Source organism: Salinibaculum rarum (genome assembly GCF_030505615.1).
Taxonomy (GTDB): domain Archaea; phylum Halobacteriota; class Halobacteria; order Halobacteriales; family Haloarculaceae; genus Salinibaculum; species Salinibaculum rarum.
This window is the reverse complement of the sequence record NZ_CP129993.1, coordinates 36,001-52,602: the sequence shown is the minus strand read 5'-3', so window position 1 is coordinate 52,602 and position 16,602 is coordinate 36,001. Positions and strand designations below refer to the sequence as shown.

The following is a 16,602-nucleotide window of genomic DNA, read 5'->3' as shown; positions in this document are numbered from 1 at the left end:
GAGTGAGTGGTTAGACTAAATGGTAGTCTGGGGAATATAACTGGTATCGTGGGAAGATTTTTCTCTCATCCCCACATAGATGCTATTATAATGAGCAAGACAGCAGAGGCCGACGATCGTGGCCGTATCGTCATCCCCCATGAGGTCCGCGAAAAGCACGGTGATAGATATCGTATTGTCGAACTCGACGACCGTGTCGAGCTGATTCCGTTGAAAGAAGATCCTATCAAGGGGCTCCGTGATGCGGTCGGCGATGCGTTCGACGAAAAATCAATTGCGGAGATTAAACAGGAGGCGCGCGACGCTGCACGAGAGGACGCTATCGAGGAAGTCACTAAGTCGAAGCAGCGATGATCTACGCTGACACGGATTTTTTCATTGCGCTGGTCAAGGACGATGATTGGCTTCAGGAACGGGCTGTGACGATCGCTACGGAACATAAAGGCGACATCTACACGTCGCGGGCAACCCTTCTCGAACTCCTGATGATCTCAGATCGGTTCGAGTTTGATCGGATGGAAGCGCTTAGTTACGCGCTTGAAATTGCGTCTGTGCCTGAAGACGAGACAGTTCTCTTTCAGGCAGCGGATTATATGGACCAATATGGTCTCACCGCGTTCGATGCATACCACGTCGCATATGCCAACCACGATCCGATAATCTCATCGGACAAGTCCTTTGACGATATTACTGATGACCGGATCTCGATCGAAGAGAAATCCCTGGAATGAGTTACTTTCCCTCAACGACACAAAGACTATGAATCCCACTCGTTGGTATGATCGATATGATCTCTTCATTCAAAGCCTCTGAACCCCTCCTGAAACCTCTCTAGAATCCGGCTAAAGCCAGATTGAAAGAAGAATTCAGCATCCTTCTTCGCTTCGGGCTCCTCAGTAAGCGCGTATTCAGGATTAGATGGAGCCAGCATCGCTCGGTGCTTGAGTGGAGACAATGCCTTGTAAACGGCCTGTCGAGTAATCTCGAGTCACGACCTCCGGCATTTGTGGGCCGCCTACCATTTCATCGAGCAGCGCGTCGACGTCCGGAGAATGATGTCTGTCGGTGGCTGGTCGGACTACTCAGCAATCGAGCCGTATCTCACGAAGCCCACAGAGTCCCACGTCGGGGAGGCATTCGCGTGACCCGCGACGATTTCTCGACACCTAGCCTGAACCCACAAGTTCCAGCGTGAGAGGAGTTCGACCAGCTGCGCGAGGCCGTCGAAGACTACCTGGACCAGCCCGACGATCTGAAGTTCACCGACATCTGGCGGGCGCTCGCTGCCATCATGGGTGAGTATCACCGCGACGCCTTCATCGAGGCCCACGAGCTCGACGAGCCTGCTGAGACGGCCTGCATTGCCCGTCTCATCGACGGTCGCGACGAGTGCCCTCTTGACGACGGTGAGCCAGCCCTGTACGGAATGCACGTCTACCCGGGGAACATCGAGCGTCTGGACAGTGACGAGCCACCACACAACCAGTGGTTCGACGTCTGCGGCTTCGCGAAACACTACGGGCTCGAAATCTCGGTCCACGGCAAGAGGTGGTACAACCTCGGGACAACCGTCCACATCGTGTTCTACCCACCTGAGCGGTACCGGTGACAGCGGTGGGGTGGGATGAGGTGGGCGTCTGAGAGTGGTACATCAGAACTCCAACTATTTTCTTTATATGTATATTCTGGTTTCGGAATCTGGCCATGATTATTGGAGTAATCATGCCCAACTGGATATAACCGCCAGAAGGCAGCTTTTCACTTTCGCCAACTATTCTCCGTGCCTTTATTACAGATGTATATGAAAGTTTGCGTGTCCACATATGCAACATGCTTCGGCGGCCGTCGCGAGCGCGGCGGTGAAGTTGGCGCTTCGCGGTGAGCCGTTTCAGGTCTCCGACCTCCAGCACGAACTGACCGACCCGCCCAGTCGGCAGACTATCTATCGCGTGCTCCGCCAGCTCGAGGCTGACGATTGGGTCCGGTCCGATCACAACACCTGGCGGCCCGACATCCAGGCCGAGATGCTCGGCGACATCGACCCGAACCCTGATCGCGGTCGCGACAAAGGAATGAGCTTCGACGCTGAGGAGTTGCTCGGTGAGTGACTCCGTCTACTCACTGTAAACAGTGAAATACTCCCCACACTCCAAGCAACGAGTGATCCGATGTTTCTCGTCGCTGTGAATCGGGTCGGTCTCTTTCTCGACGCCGCAGTGTGAACACTCGACGGTGACTCGATCCGTCATAGGACTTCGACACCTCCGTCGTCGTCGATTCGGGCGGGTGCACCTAACTCGTTGACTGCCTTCTCGACCACGGCTTCGGCCCGGTCGGGGTCATCGACGCCGTCGACGCTGCTGGCCTGCGCGAGCACCTCTGGTTTCGAGAACTCGTCGTTGACGTGTCCACGGAGTACTTCAATGAGTTGTTCAGCTCGGCTCGAAGGCCTTGGCGGTCGTCGCGAGAGTCGGCCACACCTTTCTGCTGGCCGCCGTCCGCAGCTGCGTCGAGTTGTCCCTGGTCTTCGTTTTCAGGTTCAGACGCCGGCGTATACGCGACACCTGCCTGGAGTTCCGTCACGGCCGTTTTACCACGTTCGAGGATTAACTGAAGTTTCCCGTCGTACTCATCAACGCGAACCTCTCTCATACGTCGCTCGTCAAGCAGGGCAGTCGGACTCTCGCGCAGTATCGACGATACGGCTCTACATGGCATGACGACTCGGTGATTCCCGCTGTCGGAGAAGGGTGGGACGCGTGACTGACCATCGTGACGACGACCGCACCGACTGGCCCACGCTCGGCCCGAACGAACCGGTTCCATCGTGGCCTGAGTACGACCAGCTCCGCGAGGCCGTTCATTACTACCTCGACCACACTCCAGAGGATCCGAAATGGGTCTCCACTTGAGTCACTGGGCCAGACACGACAAGACCTTCGCAACGATTCCAGACTCACACGCTAGTAGTATCCTCATCAACTTCCATTACTTCGATGTGGTGAACTTCGGTACACCCTTCCCCCCGACACCCTCTCACCGCATCTGATTTGAGCTCGTTCTCGGTTTCGTCGTAGATCCATCTGACATCGGTAAGACATTCGTGACACGCGTACGAGATTCTGAGTGGCATAGTGTTGATGGGTTGAATCAACTTTCGCTCAATCGGCCGTCGTAATCGTCCAGACGTTCCCGCTGCTGGCTGACTCTGAGGCAGTGATTGCAAATGGCGAATTCTCAGCATTCCGCCACTGGCCCAGGATACCACCCACGTGGGTGCTTGCTAATCCTAGGTCAGACGCTATCTCGTTTGCCTTGAGGTTGAGCTCGTTCGTCTCCTCCAGACGGTTCTCGAGGTATTCTTGCACTGTCTTCTCTGGATTCGTCTCGGATTCCTCAGGAGTGGTGACGGCATCGGTGAGAACGATATCCTTGTCCTGAGACTGGTGACTACCATCAGCGTCGCTTGCGACGAGTGGTTCCGTATACCGCGCAACCTCGCGTTCGAGATGGTCGAGAACCTCTCGTGTCACGTCCTCCGAATCGATGTCAGAATGCCGTTCCGTAATCGAATGGACCATCGATTCGTACAACAGGTCGTGTGTCTGGAGGACTTCGATACCATCGGCAAGCCGCTGATACAGCAACATCTTCTGGAATCCACGCGACTGAATGACGGTTTTGAACTCTTCGTCGGACAACTGTTCTTTTGAGACGCTGATCATAGGTTTCGGTGGGATACAGCGATGGGCGTTCTTTTGAGCATTACGCTCACGTGTGAGTGGGTGGCCAATAAAGCTTGATACTATATAATCTCAATTGAGTGTTTAATTTATCAGAAGAAATGTATATCGAAAGTGAGGTATAGCGTCGTGCGGAGTTCCGTCTATGCAGGTGGACTGGAAAAATTCGGCAACAAAGCCAGTCCTCCGCCTTCTCGCTGATTCTGACTTAGCTCTCTCAGCGACGAGTATTGTGTACAACCTCAATAAACAGCTTGAACGCCCACCATCCAGAGCAACAGTTCATCGTGCTTTGTCTGGTGCGTTGGAGGCGGAGCTTGTCCATCAACCAGAAGGAGCACTTTATGAAATCACTGATACCGGCCGTAAGTACCTAACTGGCGACCTACGTGCAGATGAGATCGAGGTGACGGACAGCGATCAACAATGACATAGTTGTCAGTCGTAACTGCCTGGCTTGTCACTCAACTCTTTGTTCCCTTCCTGGTGTTGTCCAGCAACAGTAGAGGAGTAGAAATCTTAGAAGATGACGCTGGTCAAGAAACAGGAGAGATACCGTATTAACCAACGAAATCTGAGAAAGCCATCCCTTCTGTTGGTTAATCAGCCCGTCGCAGTATTCGCGAACCAAGAGTTTTCGACCTGCGCCAAAAATCGACGTGTAGCATGAGTGTTGGCGCGACATGGCAGAATCTTCAAAACGAGTGCGAGGCGCTTGCAGAGGATGGTACTCTTCTCACGCCGCTGTCCGGGAAGGAATTCACGATAACGAGCATCCAGGAGCCGCGCATCGTCATCAGATACCGCGAGAGTGGTGACAGTCAGCCACTCCAGCGCGAGCAATTCGAGACCCTGATCCGCCGCGTCGAAGACACAGCTACCGGCTTCGAACTCGACCGACTCCCCCCTGATGCAGACCCGTATGCTGCCGTGTTGAGTCTGCATCCACGCTTCGAAATTGACGAGCAGGAAGGTGTGATCCGAGCGACCGACGAGTCGACTGGCTCCCAGCTCGTGCCGGCCACTGCTGACGAGGACGACGAACCCGCAGAGCGTGCCGAGCCAGACCGCCCGGAATACGCCGACCTACTGTTGCTCGTCGACGCGATGGAACGCCACGATGTCGATGCATTGGATGCGATGGAGACGCCGGCGCTGGTCAATCTCTACACGTTATTGTCGGATGTCCAGCGCGGGACGGACGACATGCGCAAGAAGGTCGCAGATATCCTTCTCGAACGCGTTCACCACGACCAGCCTGTTCACGGCCAGTTTGGTTCCGTCCAGCGCACGAGTCGCGAGTATCGCTCGCTCAAAGACGACGAGGAAGTCCTCGCCACACTCGAAGACGCAGGTATCGACCGGGAACGGGTCACGACCGTCGATTCCACCAAGGTCGATGAAGCACTCGAGGTGACAGAAATCCCGCCCGAGGACGTCTACGATATCGACGAGCGCGAGTACGTCCGGAAGGCCGAGGTCGACGATGAGCACAAAGAGACGCGTCTCCAAGGGCTGAAAGACCAGCTCGAGTCGACGGACGACCCAGAAGCCGAGGACCTCCGCGAGGAAATCGAAGCACTCGAATCTCGTATCGAGGAGTTGACCGAGTTCTCGTCCGGCCAGAAGTTCCACACCCCATCCGGTAGCGATCTCTGACCCGTCGCAAGACAAAACCTCTCTTTAACTACGAGACGATGCCGGGCAGAGTCAACCAAGTGCTCGATACTGGGGACACACATACTGTGACGAGCGATAAACTGTCTGTAAACCATTAGAAGACCGGTGAAACATGCAGAGCGTGCAGTCACCACGGGAAATATATTAAGTTTCACATTTAACTCACGAGCCAGCCGATAGACGGGACGATCCTAACAGCGAGATCCCTCAGAAGATACTTGCTTCACGACTCATTGAACGGCGTATGAAGCGTCGTACCCTCCTCGCTGCACTCGGGACCGCGGGCACCACGGGCCTCGCTGGGTGTAGCGGACTCCTTGACGACGAACTCCCGGCTGGTAGTCTTCACCTCGAAAACCGCCACGACCTCCCACATATCGTCAGAATGACTGTCACGGATGTTGGGAGCGATGGAGTAAGGACAGACGACGGGTACGATGTTCGTGGTGACGTCACAATACGACCCGAGCAGCGACGACTCCAGACATCAATTTCTGTCGCCCCCAATGAAATCAAGACGTTCGAGGCTATCTTCACCGAACCGGTCACCTACCTTATCGAGTTCACAGTTGACGGTGTCGTCCCCGAAAACGCGGTTTACCCATTCTCGCCGGGAGTCAGTAGCCGTGGGAACTACACCTATTTGGATGCCGAAGTCTACGGCGGTGGCAAGTTTTCGGCTTCATTCAGCACAACGGACGTTTCTGGTCCATTCGATGACTGATTGCTCGCGTCGAGGCGCTCTGTGGTGAGAAACACGCTACTGGCAACGGTGACCGACGCTTCCAACGCGCCGGTACCGACACCCGCACAGCCGTCACAGCCGCCGGTGAACACGACTTCGACCTTCACTACGTCGAAGATACCGCCGCTGACCACGACGAACGCAGCTACTTCCGGCCCGTCGAAGACGTTCTCGACTTCGACGGGCAAAACCGCTATCAGCAGGATATCGCCGCCAAAAGCGTCGATCTCGCTACCTCGCTCAGCTATCGGGATGCTGCTGACCACGGCGACGGCATCCTCCCGGAGATGCCGTCGCCGACCACCATCAACCGCCGCGCCAGAGAATACGGCAGCAAGCTCAAGCAGTTCCTTCCAGACTGTGTCGCTGACACAGACGCTGACGCTGTTATTCCTGACGGCACGAAGTGCCACAGCCAAGACGACGACCGCTCGTACCACTCCGTCCAGGCCACGCTCGGCGAAGATACTGCCGAGGAGTCGCGCTCCCTGCTGGATCTCTCGGTCAACGCTGACTGGGACGAAACAGCCGCCGAACTCGAAGACATCGACGCAGTCACTGACGACGCGACGGTCGTCAGTGACGCTGATGAGGGTATCGTCACGGCATTTACCGACGAAAATCGTAATCACCAACTCGATCTCGTCCACGTCGGTCGGACGCTTGATTACAACCTTTGGGACGACGGCGTGTTCTCCTTGGATCGGCGGAACGAGATCGTCTCGGAGGTGATCGACGAGGTGTTCCATCTGAAGAACTCGGTCGCTAAACACCGTCCAGACGAGGAGTTCGCGGCGATCCGCGAACGGATCGCGCGAACGACCGAGCGTATCGAGAAGACAGCGTGGCAGTTGGATCAGTACGGGTCAGAGAAGGCGGCGGGGTATCTTCGGCGGTGGCTGCCGTCAATCGTGACGTTTGCCGAGCAGGCTGTCGAGGGGTTCGAGGTGCCGTGGACCTCGAACCCCGTCGAACGGTTGATGGGGGAGGTCAGCAAACGGTGCAAGAACCAGTGGATGCGCTGGACAACGGAGGGATTAGAGGCGATACTCCAGCTTCGGCTGGTGAAGTACGCTGATCCAGAGCACTACCAATCGTTCCTCAACGAACTGCTCCAGCGATCGACCAAAACAGCAATGAGCTGTGACCTCTCAATTGAGAGCACCAGAGGCAAACTCTAGACCGCTTTGCGACGCGACCAATGGTTTGAGGAAATGAGGTCGAGAAGTCGATTATGGGAGTCGCGCTTCTCGACCTCGTTGAGACAGCACTACGTGTAGCCAAACAAGCGTTGGGGAAGCGAGCGGGCAAGCCCGACTCGGGCGGGCTTGCCCGCGAGGCCCACATCGTCGCACACTGTATTCGCAAGGAAGAGGGACACAGCTACGCCGAACTCGTTGATCGAGTGAGCCTCATGCCAGCTGTGTGCGACCGCCTCGGCGTCCACCCGGACGCGCCACCTGATCCAACCACGTTCTATCACTCCTTCGACCGCTACGCGATGTACGTCTGGCGGGCGTTGCTGCGCATCTCCGCGCAGCAACACCCGCAGTCTGGTCACGTTGCGCTGGACAGCACGTTCTTCGAACGCAATCAAGCCTCGCAGTACTACCGCCAGCGACGCGGACAGAACGTGAAAACGGTCAAAGCGACAACGCTGACCGATACAGAGTCGCTGGCGGTGCTGGACGTCCACTGCTGTATCGAGCGTGAACACGACACGAAGGCTGGCCCGCGGGTCGTCCGCCGGAACGCGGACGACCTGCGGGCCGTGGCCGCCGACAATGGCTTCCAAGACTGGCACACTGAGTACGAGATCGCTGCACATGATGTCGAGTACCTCGTTCACTACCGCGGTTCAACAGCGAAAGCGACCGCGAATAACGCACTCATCCGCGCAAAGGGCTACACGCAGCGATGGATGTCTGAAACATCCTACTCGACGGTCAAGCGAACGCAGGACTCCGCCCTGCGTTCGCGGTTCTGGTACCGTCAGTTCCGTGAAATCGTTCTCTTGTTCGCTCTCAACAATCTCAAGAAGCTCGCCAAAACGTTATGATCCTACCGCCGTACCGCATTTTCAATAGAGCAAGAAAATCCTCTCTCGTATCGCCTTTGACCAGGAATTCGCAAACACGGGTGGGAAGACGCTTCAATTAGATCGTGACGAGCAAGTGGACGTCACGTCCACTGCTCGGAACTCTCTCGCTAAATCGTTGCTCTACCACTTGCGTAATCTCTCAACGGACGCCATCGACGAACAGTTCGATGGCGTCCGTGACAGGCTCTTTGAGGTCCTCCGCTCACAGCGGCGTCTTCCTGACTGTGTCGATGTTGCTATTGATCTTCACGAGTGGCGGTTCTACGGCTCAGCCGACACTGACCACGTGATAACGACGTATCCAGATCTTGGAACGAACAGAGCGTTTTGCTTCGCAACGCTCTGTATCGTTGCTCCACGCACTCGGTTTACGCTCGCTGTGCTGCCGATGGATGCGAACGGCTTCCGCGCCAAGCGCGAAGCCGTTCGCTCCCTACTCGAGACGGCACGTGAGTACATCTCCATTCGCCACGTCTACCTCGACCGTGGGTTCTATCAGGTCCACGTCGTTGCGGAGTTAGAGCAATTGGGAGTTGATTACATCGTCCGCGCACGCCCGAGTAGTGAAATGAAAGACCGTCTCAGCCCCAACGCTGAGACGGTCGCCGATGCGTACACGATGCGGCGGAAGCGCCCGCCGACAGCATCGGAGGATGTTACGGTTTTTGCGGTTCCGCACCGCTCGAACGACGACGAACACGTCTGGTTCGTGACGAGTTTGGACGTCGATGCGTCGTCAGCCAAAGCGTACGCGGCGGCGTTCCGCCGCCGCTGGGGGATAGAAACCTCGTATCGGCAGATCGGTGACTTTCTTCCGAGAACGTCGTCTAGTGGTTCACAGAAGATTTAGGTGTATTCTGCGTAGATAGGGTGATGACTGGACGGGAAAAAGAGATCGTCCGACACCTCAGTGAGGACGATCTCGACCGCTTGCTCACACAGACTGATAGCGAGAAGGTGAGCAAGCGGCTTACCTTCATCAAACGGCTGTACAAAGGTGCAACACTGGAAGATGCAGCCGACGATGTCGGAATGTCTCAATCAACCGGGAGTCGCTGGGCCAAACTCTGGAATAAGGGTGGTTTGGGACTCCTTGCTCCGAGCTTCGGGGGCGGTCGGCCCCCGAAGCTCAATGAGAAGCAGCGAGAACGTCTTCTTGACCTGCTCGAAGACGGCGAACCCTGGAAGAAACAGGAGATACAGCATCTCATAAACACCGAGTTCGATGTCGAATTCCACCCAAACTACCTGCCACGATTGCTGGACGGCTTGGGCCTCTCGTACGCGATTCCGCGTACCGAGAGGCCCGACCGGCCAGACAATGCTGAGGAAATCCTCGACAAACGCGTTGGCGACGCGTTCGCCGAGGATGAGACAGACAAACCACACAACAAACAGCCAGAGGACGACAGTGACGAGGAATGGTCGGTCGACGATGATGTTCGAACGGATGGCGGAACGACCGTCGGCTTTTTAGATATCTCGCACCCGCAACCGTGGGACAATTCTCAGCGGCTCTACACAGTAAGTGAGCCAACGATCACCCGGCCGCTGGTGAAAATCGACACACCAGCGGCCGGGTTCTATGCGCTCAACGGCGAGAGTGTCCTCCAGTTCCCACCGAATCAGGAGAAAGAGAAGATCTGCGGGTGTCTCGAAGAGATCCGCGAGCAGAATCCGGGCAAGCGGATTCTGCTCGTCTTGGACAACTTCTCGTCACACATCTGTGCGCACACGCGCCAACGCGCCCACGAACTCGGGATTGACCTCATCTTTCTTCCAGTGGGATCACCGCATCTCAATCCGATCGAGCCCGTTTGGAAGAGTCTCAAATGGGAGTCCTCACCCCTGATCGTGGAGGGCGCGGCCGAGTACCGCGCCCTCCTCGATGAGATCTTCGCGGAACTAACTCAACGGCTGAGTTTCGCGGGTTCGTGGATCGAGAACCATCTCAGCGATTTCATCCAGAAGTTGCGTTAATCACTAGCCGACGTTCTCGGTGCGGTTGTTCTACTTTCTGTTCGCCGTGGCGCTGTACAATTTGTGGGTACTCGCAAACATCCTTATTGCTAGTGAGAGCCAACCGGAGAAACCGCCAATTTCAACGCGGATCTTTCGGCGGCTCGTCCTCACAGACTACGGCTAAGCTAGCCGTTCGCTTCGACCGGGAAACCGGTTAGCAAGCGCCTTCAAGAGAGGTATCGCTCGGGAACGCCGCTTGACGGCGTTCCCTCGCTCCTTCCGGGCATCTACTGCTGAGAGAAGAGCCACACTCGCTGCGATTCCGAAGCAATCCCTGTCGTGGTTGCTTCAGCGAAAATCTGATTCGGCAACTACTGTTCAGCGCGGGGAGGAGGTCAAGTACTGACTCTCCCACTCTTCCCGCGCCTCAATCTCTCGTCTACCACGTCGTGTAAGGGTGTAGACGTTGGTCCGTCTGTCTTTCTTCCCCTTCTCAATGAGTCCTTTGTCGACAAGCGTGTCAAGATTTGGATATAGCCTGCCATGGTGAATCTCTTTCTCATAATACTCTTCAAGTTCCTTTTTTAGTGCTAAGCCATGCGGCTCATCCAGTCCAGCTACAACAAATAACAAGTCTCGTTGGAACCCAGTTAGATCATACATTTCACTCCGGACTAGTAGTCTCATATCCTTAACTCTACTGAATATGATATTATGCTTCGTACCTGAAATCCGGAAGCGGCACGCCATTGCTTATCAGATATTCGGCTGTTCTAGAAATTGTTGACTAACAGATGCCGTTCACCATTGACTTCCTAAACGACGGGCGTGTTCTGGAGTGGGAAACAACCGCCGACGGCGCCGTCGCGACTGAACGGGACAACTATACGCCGCGTTTCTACGTCGCCCCTCGCGATCCCGACGCCGACATCGATCTCACGGCACTCCAGTCGGTGTACGACCAACACCCAGACGTCGTCGTGACCGAGATGGTTTCGCGGTGGCCCGGCTTTCGACGAGATGAGGAACCAGTCCTCGCGGTTGACGTCGCCCACACCGACCGCATCATTGCACTCGCCCAGCAAGCACGCCGGCTCTCCGACTATCCGGTCGGTGACTTCACCTGCTTCAACGTGGACTTCTCGCGAGAGTTCCGGTACTGTCTGGAGAACGATATCGATCCAATGCCAGCGAGCGAGCCGTCGACGCTCCGGCTCAGCGTTCCGGTGACCGAAACGAGCAACGACATCTATGGGGAACAGTCTGTCGCCGGCGACACCGTCACCGGCACACCGACAGAGATCCTGACCACCGTCCAAGCAGCGCTCGAATCGTACGATCCAGACGTCCTGGTCTGCTCGACGAGCGAGATCGTCCCAACCCTCCACGAGATGGCGACAGACGCCAGCGTCGATGACTTCTCGTTGAGTCGGTGGCCAGACATGGACTACCAGCAACTCGCAAGCCGCTCAACCTACTCGAGCTACGGTCGTGTCGGCCACTCGCCAGCGCGGTACAACGTGCCCGGCCGGGCAATCATCGACGAGTCGAACACGTTCTTCTACGGAGAAACAAACCTCGACGGCGTCCTTGACCTCGTGTCACGGTCGAAAAAGCCCATCCAGGAGCTTGCCTGGGCGTCGATCGGGAACGTCCTCGCCGCCATCCAGATTTGTGAGGCACACAACTGTGGCGTCCTCGTGCCGTGGAACTCCTGGCGCCACGAATATTTCAAACAAATGGGGACGCTCCACGACGCCGACCGCGGCGGCTTCATCTTCGCGCCCGAAGTTGGCCTGCACGAGAACGTCCACGAATTCGACTTTTCCTCGTTGTACCCGAATATCATCTGTACGCGGAACGTCTCGCCGGACGCCATCCGGTGTGACTGCCACAGCGACCGCGAGGACGTCCCCGAGCTCGGATACTCGATCTGCGACGACCGGGGCTACCTCGTCGACGTGCTACAGCCAATCATCGACGCCCGCGACTAAATCAAGGCGGCCATCCGTCGCGAGAAGGATCGAGACAACCCCGACGAGGACCGTCTGGCGGAACTCGAAAGGCGGTCGGGAGCGCTGAAGTGGATCCTCGTCGCCTGCTTCGGCTATCAAGGGTTCAGCAACGCGAAGTTCGGCCGCATCGAGTGCCACGAGGCGATCAACGCGTTCGCTCGCGAGATTCTGCTGACGGCAAAACAACGACTGGAAGCTGGCGGCTGGCGCGTCGTCCACGGCATCGTCGACTCCATCTGGGTGACTCCAGACCCTGACCATGACGACGATGACCGCGAGGACCTCGAAACACTCGCAACGGAGATAACGGAGCGCGTCGAGATTCGGCTCGGACACGAAGCCCACTACGACTGGGTGGCGTTCGTCCCGCAACGCGAGAGCGACGCCGGCGCGCTAACGAAGTACTTCGGGAAAGTCGCCGGCGACGACGACTTCAAGATACGCGGTATCGAAGCTCGGCAGCGCTCGACCCCACCGTTCATAGAGGGCATCCGGTGGGACTGTCTCGACCAGTTCGACGCGACTCGATCTCAGGACGCCGTACTCGACTGTCTTCAGGACACGATCAAGCGCCTCCACGCTGGAACGGTGCCGGTCGAGCAGCTCGTCGAACGGAATCGTGTCTCCAAGCCGCTGGAGGGATATACGCAGAATAAACAGAACGTGGCGGCGCTGAAGCGGGCTCAGGACCAAGACCTCGCCATCCACCCGGGACAAGACATCGAGTACGTAGTCGTCGACGACGAGAAATTATCGCGAGATCGCGTTGCCCTCGCTCACGAAGAGATCGAAATCTATGACGCCTCATACTACCAGAGCCAGCTCGTAAGAGCTGTGGAAAGTATACTTTCTCCCCTTGGCTGGGATCGGAATGATATTCGACGAGAACTCAATGCAACACATGTAGTCAGTATTACAGACTGGACCTAACAAACCCCCACTCCCCTTTTTCGAGTTGTAAGTCGCTGGGAACAGGCCACTTCAGATATCGTGTAGTGAGCGTTGAGTTAACAGGGCCCGGCGAAGAGAAGACAAAACATGATAATACCCGGAATTAGAACCAAAGACGAAATGAAGAAGTTCTCTATACCCAGAAATCCTAATCGTCTAGTCGAGCTAGACGATGTGTTTTAACCCTAGTACGGTTGTGGTAAAGCGACATAAATCATAAACTTTTCCATTGCTAGTTAGAAATTAGAAGAATGAATATTCAATCCCTCTATCACGCATATTCGCCACAATTGGCTATTTTGCAGTCCTTCTCGGTATTCACCCTTCCCCGTCCTCACGAGTTTACAACTCGAAAAAGGGGGGAGAGGGTGGACCATTCGAGATTACCAAAGCAACTTCATCAGCGATTATCTCCGAAATACGATATTACTCTCATTCGCAAATTGGTCCTACGAGCGTCGGTCTTTCGTGCTCATTCTGGTGCTTACTACTCGAAAGCGGGGAGTGTGAGAAAGACCGTATCACCCTTGATTTAATTCTCACCTCGGCTCATTTCCCCTTACAACACGAAAATGGGGGGGTTTGGGTCATGAAGGAAGTTCGACGATAGCGATCTTCGTTGAACTGTTACAACTCGACAACGGAGGGTGATAGATTCCGAAGACGGTCTCTGACTCAAACAGGAAATACAGGGCTGTAGTCGTTAGATAGCCAGATTTCACCTGGTTACAACTCCACAAGGGTCCATATTTTTATACCCAGAGTTCGAGGGGATTCATAATGGGACGAGAAGGACGTAGAGCAGGATCGAATAATCCGGATGGTGTAACGGATCGTGAATCCTCTTCTGGTGATCCTGAAAATCTTGAGTCGATGGATGGGGAGGTGGAATCTCCTAGCACGTCACAAACCGGAAACGGATCAGATTCCGCCGATTCGTCTCAAGAAGCAACTAACGGTGGTGACGGTATCTCAATCCGTGATCGGCTCCAAACCGAGTCGTCTGGTGGCGTTTTCGCGAATAAAGACCTTGTCCGGTCAGATACTATCATTGACGAAGACCGTATCGTTGGTCGTGACGACCAATTGGGTCGTGTCGTCGACAATTTAAAACCGGTCCTCCAGAATGAAGGGATCCCCGATATGCTGCTGAGCGGGCCATCTGGAACGGGGAAGTCTCTCATCATTCATGCCGTCTGTAAACAGATCATCGAATTATGTGAATCTCAAGGCAAGACCTTTGGAGTTCTCTCTATCAATTGCGAGGGACCGAAGACTGCAGATCGGGCTGTCTATCGGTTAGTTAAAGCTGCTGCCAACGACCTCGATGTCGATCTTGGTGTCCCCCAAACCGGCGTCTCAACGGACCAGAAGTTGGAGCGGCTGTACGAACTTATGCGAGAGTATTACGATGGTGTCATCTTCATCCTCGATGAGATCGATATGCTCGAGGGACCGTATCAGGAAGCAGAGTACAATTCTCTCATCTACCAGCTTTCACGGGCGCGAAAGCTCGCCGACTTTGACGGCCCGATTTCGCTCACGACGATCACGAACTACGCTGATTTTATGACGGATCTCAATAGCCGCGCACAGAGTTCCTACAATCCTGACGATATTTTCTTCGACGATTATGATGCGACGCAACTCCGGAGTATTCTCCACAATCGGCGGGACGCCTTCAAGCCAGAATCACTTGCAGATGACGTCATTCCGCTTGTTGCTGCGTTCGGATCTCAAACGCACGGGGATGCACGGAAAGCGATTGATCTCCTCAGATGGGCTGGCGAATTAGCCGAGCGGCGTGGAGCTGACACGGTTACTGAGACTGATGTCCGTGAAGCCCAGGAGAAATACACCGAAAACCGCAAACTCCGCCATATCAGCGGGATTTCTACTCAAAAGAAACTCTCTATCTACGCCGTGGCGGCGACGGCCAACTATGCAAGAGAGCATCCTGATTGGATCCCTGCTGGACCTGCGTTCAAGACGTACCAGTTCATTGCTGATACGATGGACGCAGAGCAGTATAGTCGCGAGACCTTCGTAAATCACGTTACAGAGCAGAGCACGTACGGTGTGTTGGACTTCGAGCGTCGAGGCAAGGGGCGTGGCAGAGGGGTGCATATGTACTTCTCTCTCTCCGAGGATTCGGAAACGATCATGGAGACGATCCGTGAGGATTCCCGGTTCGAAGATCTAGATCACGAAGAGGCGACTATCAGCGCAGTTGTCCGTGAGCGACTGAAACAGTTCCGGAGTAAGAACTAATCTTGCCCGTATTCTCCCCGCACTTACTACTCGAAAATGGGGGGTGTTCGTATCCCGTGTGGTGAGTTACCACTCGAAAACGGGGGGTTCGTGAGGAAAGAAATTTGACATAGCGGTCGATTCTCACTCCCCTCTTCCATTTACAACTCGAAAACGGGGAGTATGTCCTACAATTTCTTTCCTGCTGGTGTCTTCGATAATGAGGAGATAGTGGGGAAATGACGGCAACGTCGGGGCTACCCCGAGTTGAGTTTACTCGTCTGGACTGACCGGTCCTTTGTACTTTGACGTCACCTTATCTCCTTCTCGCCACTGCCAGTAGTAGTAGCGATTGCCGTTGATCTGCTTGATCGTGATCGTGGCCTTCGCCGGGACGTCGTCCGGCAGATCGTCGGGGCGTTCTTCGATTTCGCTTTCATCTGAGTCCTCTTCGAGACGTGCCTCGCGAGCTTTGTGCTCAGCTAGCTCTTCAGCGTAGCGGGCAACGTACTGGAGCTGTTCAGAAGAGGACTCGTTGAGCGTATTGACGAGGTCTGTCGGGAGTTCCGCCGCCGGTGTCGGTGGCTCGTAGGACATCAGCGATCGCCTCCTGTTAACCAACAAAGTACGTGCCGGCATAGATTTGTTGGTTAATCAGATTTCGTCCCGTCACAGGCTGAAGAGTATGAATAGCAAACTATTCGGGAATAGAACGTTCCATTAGATGTCGTCGGGACGGGGCGCGTTCTCGTACTTGACCATCTTCTCAGGCTTGTCGGAGATGGTCTCGTAGATCTGCTGAAGCGTCTCTTCAGCGGCGAGCAGGTTGTGTTCCTCCAGGAACTCCCGACCCTCTTTGGTGAGTCCGTAGAACTTCCAGGGGTAACCCTGTCGGCGCTGGTCGTCGTCCAGGGCGACCTCCTTCACGATACCCTCATCGATCAGCTTCTGGATGTGCTTGTAGACAGTGGCGTCACTCACGCTGGGGTTGAGCTCCTCGAGTTCGTACATCGAAGGAAGCTGCTCGGGGTGCTGGAGGATGTTGTTGATTAGGGTAAACCGCGTCTGCTGAGTGACGAAATGGATGAGTTCCCGTGGTGCCGTGTTCTCACTGTTCCCAAGGCCATCGTCCATATTCGTGTGTTCAATCGAGTA

At 55.4% G+C, this 16,602-nt stretch carries 17 protein-coding genes and 4 pseudogenes; 14 read left to right on the top strand and 7 right to left on the bottom strand.

The genetic code is table 11. From position 1 onward, the window contains the following. The first annotated feature begins 90 nt into the window (after positions 1 to 90). Together QYL91_RS15440 and QYL91_RS15435 are read left to right on the top strand one after the other, a co-directional pair. On the top strand, positions 91 to 354 hold the full coding sequence (locus QYL91_RS15440) for an AbrB/MazE/SpoVT family DNA-binding domain-containing protein (RefSeq protein ID WP_302082923.1): 264 nt from the start codon (positions 91 to 93) through the stop codon (positions 352 to 354). Continuing rightward, the gene (locus tag QYL91_RS15435) at positions 351 to 731 is read left to right on the top strand and encodes a type II toxin-antitoxin system VapC family toxin (protein ID WP_302082921.1); all 381 of its coding nucleotides are present in this window, start codon (positions 351 to 353) and stop codon (positions 729 to 731) included. Before QYL91_RS15440 ends, QYL91_RS15435 begins: the two co-directional genes overlap by 4 nt. A gap of 158 nt (positions 732 to 889) precedes the next feature. On the opposite strand, the pseudogene QYL91_RS15430 reads toward QYL91_RS15435, so the two are convergent. After that, positions 890 to 988 (bottom strand): annotated as a pseudogene (locus tag QYL91_RS15430) (MarR family transcriptional regulator); the annotation flags it as partial. 90 nt (positions 989 to 1,078) lie between these two features. After that, positions 1,079 to 1,540 (bottom strand): hypothetical protein, encoded by a 462-nt coding sequence (locus tag QYL91_RS15425; protein ID WP_302082919.1) that lies wholly within the window; start codon positions 1,538 to 1,540, stop codon positions 1,079 to 1,081. 283 nt (positions 1,541 to 1,823) lie between these two features. On the opposite strand from QYL91_RS15425, the gene QYL91_RS15420 reads away from it, so the two are divergent. Continuing rightward, the gene (locus QYL91_RS15420; RefSeq protein WP_302082916.1) at positions 1,824 to 2,108 is read left to right on the top strand and encodes a hypothetical protein; all 285 of its coding nucleotides are present in this window, start codon (positions 1,824 to 1,826) and stop codon (positions 2,106 to 2,108) included. Positions 2,109 to 2,245: 137 nt separating this feature from the next. Here QYL91_RS15420 and QYL91_RS15415 read toward each other — a convergent pair whose 3' ends face one another. Continuing rightward, complete coding sequence (locus tag QYL91_RS15415) at positions 2,246 to 2,377, bottom strand: hypothetical protein (protein WP_302082914.1); 132 nt, start codon at positions 2,375 to 2,377, stop codon at positions 2,246 to 2,248. 382 nt (positions 2,378 to 2,759) lie between these two features. Here QYL91_RS15415 and QYL91_RS15410 point away from each other — a divergent pair, with 382 nt between their 5' ends. Further along, complete coding sequence (locus QYL91_RS15410) at positions 2,760 to 2,912, top strand: hypothetical protein (RefSeq protein ID WP_302082911.1); 153 nt, start codon at positions 2,760 to 2,762, stop codon at positions 2,910 to 2,912. A 249-nt stretch (positions 2,913 to 3,161) separates the two neighbouring features. On the opposite strand, the gene QYL91_RS15405 is transcribed toward QYL91_RS15410, so the two are convergent. After that, a complete protein-coding gene (locus QYL91_RS15405) occupies positions 3,162 to 3,725 on the bottom strand; it encodes a hypothetical protein (protein WP_302082910.1) in 564 nt (187 codons plus the stop codon). 163 nt (positions 3,726 to 3,888) lie between these two features. On the opposite strand from QYL91_RS15405, the gene QYL91_RS15400 reads away from it, so the two are divergent. From QYL91_RS15400 to QYL91_RS18215, 8 genes and pseudogenes are all read left to right on the top strand, one after another. Beyond that, on the top strand, positions 3,889 to 4,173 hold the full coding sequence (locus QYL91_RS15400) for a helix-turn-helix domain-containing protein (RefSeq protein ID WP_302082909.1): 285 nt from the start codon (positions 3,889 to 3,891) through the stop codon (positions 4,171 to 4,173). A 236-nt stretch (positions 4,174 to 4,409) separates the two neighbouring features. Further along, positions 4,410 to 5,402, top strand: coding sequence for a DUF7983 family protein (locus QYL91_RS15395; RefSeq protein ID WP_302082908.1), 993 nt, complete (start codon positions 4,410 to 4,412; stop codon positions 5,400 to 5,402). A gap of 265 nt (positions 5,403 to 5,667) precedes the next feature. Further along, complete coding sequence (locus tag QYL91_RS15390; protein WP_302082907.1) at positions 5,668 to 6,147, top strand: hypothetical protein; 480 nt, start codon at positions 5,668 to 5,670, stop codon at positions 6,145 to 6,147. A gap of 2 nt (positions 6,148 to 6,149) precedes the next feature. After that, positions 6,150 to 7,349: pseudogene (locus QYL91_RS15385) on the top strand (ISH6 family transposase); the annotation flags it as partial. A gap of 53 nt (positions 7,350 to 7,402) precedes the next feature. Continuing rightward, on the top strand, positions 7,403 to 8,227 hold the full coding sequence (locus QYL91_RS15380; RefSeq protein WP_302082906.1) for a transposase: 825 nt from the start codon (positions 7,403 to 7,405) through the stop codon (positions 8,225 to 8,227). A gap of 115 nt (positions 8,228 to 8,342) precedes the next feature. Beyond that, positions 8,343 to 9,119 (top strand): transposase, encoded by a 777-nt coding sequence (locus QYL91_RS15375; protein WP_302082905.1) that lies wholly within the window; start codon positions 8,343 to 8,345, stop codon positions 9,117 to 9,119. Positions 9,120 to 9,142: 23 nt separating this feature from the next. Next, positions 9,143 to 10,249, top strand: coding sequence for an IS630 family transposase (locus QYL91_RS15370; protein WP_302082904.1), 1,107 nt, complete (start codon positions 9,143 to 9,145; stop codon positions 10,247 to 10,249). A 7-nt stretch (positions 10,250 to 10,256) separates the two neighbouring features. Then, a pseudogene (locus tag QYL91_RS18215) lies at positions 10,257 to 10,415 on the top strand (transposase); the annotation flags it as partial. A gap of 194 nt (positions 10,416 to 10,609) precedes the next feature. On the opposite strand, the gene QYL91_RS15365 reads toward QYL91_RS18215, so the two are convergent. Then, positions 10,610 to 10,894, bottom strand: a complete 285-nt coding sequence (locus QYL91_RS15365; protein WP_302082963.1) for a PadR family transcriptional regulator — start codon at positions 10,892 to 10,894, stop codon at positions 10,610 to 10,612. Between the two features lie 131 nt (positions 10,895 to 11,025). On the opposite strand from QYL91_RS15365, the pseudogene QYL91_RS15360 reads away from it, so the two are divergent. Beyond that, a pseudogene (locus QYL91_RS15360) lies at positions 11,026 to 13,176 on the top strand (type B DNA-directed DNA polymerase). A gap of 894 nt (positions 13,177 to 14,070) precedes the next feature. Beyond that, entirely contained in the window at positions 14,071 to 15,468 is a 1,398-nt protein-coding gene (locus QYL91_RS15355) for a Cdc6/Cdc18 family protein (protein ID WP_369685637.1), read from the top strand. Between the two features lie 252 nt (positions 15,469 to 15,720). On the opposite strand, the gene QYL91_RS15350 is transcribed toward QYL91_RS15355, so the two are convergent. Together QYL91_RS15350 and QYL91_RS15345 are read right to left on the bottom strand one after the other, a co-directional pair. Next, positions 15,721 to 16,044 (bottom strand): DUF6788 family protein, encoded by a 324-nt coding sequence (locus tag QYL91_RS15350; protein ID WP_302082902.1) that lies wholly within the window; start codon positions 16,042 to 16,044, stop codon positions 15,721 to 15,723. Between the two features lie 123 nt (positions 16,045 to 16,167). Beyond that, positions 16,168 to 16,581, bottom strand: coding sequence for a MarR family transcriptional regulator (locus QYL91_RS15345; RefSeq protein ID WP_302082901.1), 414 nt, complete (start codon positions 16,579 to 16,581; stop codon positions 16,168 to 16,170). Positions 16,582 to 16,602: the final 21 nt, after the last annotated feature.

Bases quoted from the DNA above. Each gene is read 5' to 3' on its own strand.
- QYL91_RS15440 (WP_302082923.1), top strand. From the start codon at position 91: ATGAGCAAGACAGCAGAGGCCGACGATCGTGGCCGTATCGTCATCCCC.
- QYL91_RS15435 (WP_302082921.1), top strand. From the start codon at position 351: ATGATCTACGCTGACACGGATTTTTTCATTGCGCTGGTCAAGGACGAT.
- QYL91_RS15420 (WP_302082916.1), top strand. From the start codon at position 1,824: ATGCAACATGCTTCGGCGGCCGTCGCGAGCGCGGCGGTGAAGTTGGCG.
- QYL91_RS15405 (WP_302082910.1), bottom strand. From the start codon at position 3,725: ATGATCAGCGTCTCAAAAGAACAGTTGTCCGACGAAGAGTTCAAAACC.
- QYL91_RS15400 (WP_302082909.1), top strand. From the start codon at position 3,889: ATGCAGGTGGACTGGAAAAATTCGGCAACAAAGCCAGTCCTCCGCCTT.
- QYL91_RS15395 (WP_302082908.1), top strand. From the start codon at position 4,410: ATGAGTGTTGGCGCGACATGGCAGAATCTTCAAAACGAGTGCGAGGCG.
- QYL91_RS15390 (WP_302082907.1), top strand. From the start codon at position 5,668: ATGAAGCGTCGTACCCTCCTCGCTGCACTCGGGACCGCGGGCACCACG.
- QYL91_RS15380 (WP_302082906.1), top strand. From the start codon at position 7,403: ATGGGAGTCGCGCTTCTCGACCTCGTTGAGACAGCACTACGTGTAGCC.
- QYL91_RS15370 (WP_302082904.1), top strand. From the start codon at position 9,143: ATGACTGGACGGGAAAAAGAGATCGTCCGACACCTCAGTGAGGACGAT.
- QYL91_RS15365 (WP_302082963.1), bottom strand. From the start codon at position 10,894: ATGTATGATCTAACTGGGTTCCAACGAGACTTGTTATTTGTTGTAGCT.
- QYL91_RS15355 (WP_369685637.1), top strand. From the start codon at position 14,071: ATGGATGGGGAGGTGGAATCTCCTAGCACGTCACAAACCGGAAACGGA.
- QYL91_RS15350 (WP_302082902.1), bottom strand. From the start codon at position 16,044: ATGTCCTACGAGCCACCGACACCGGCGGCGGAACTCCCGACAGACCTC.
- QYL91_RS15345 (WP_302082901.1), bottom strand. From the start codon at position 16,581: ATGGACGATGGCCTTGGGAACAGTGAGAACACGGCACCACGGGAACTC.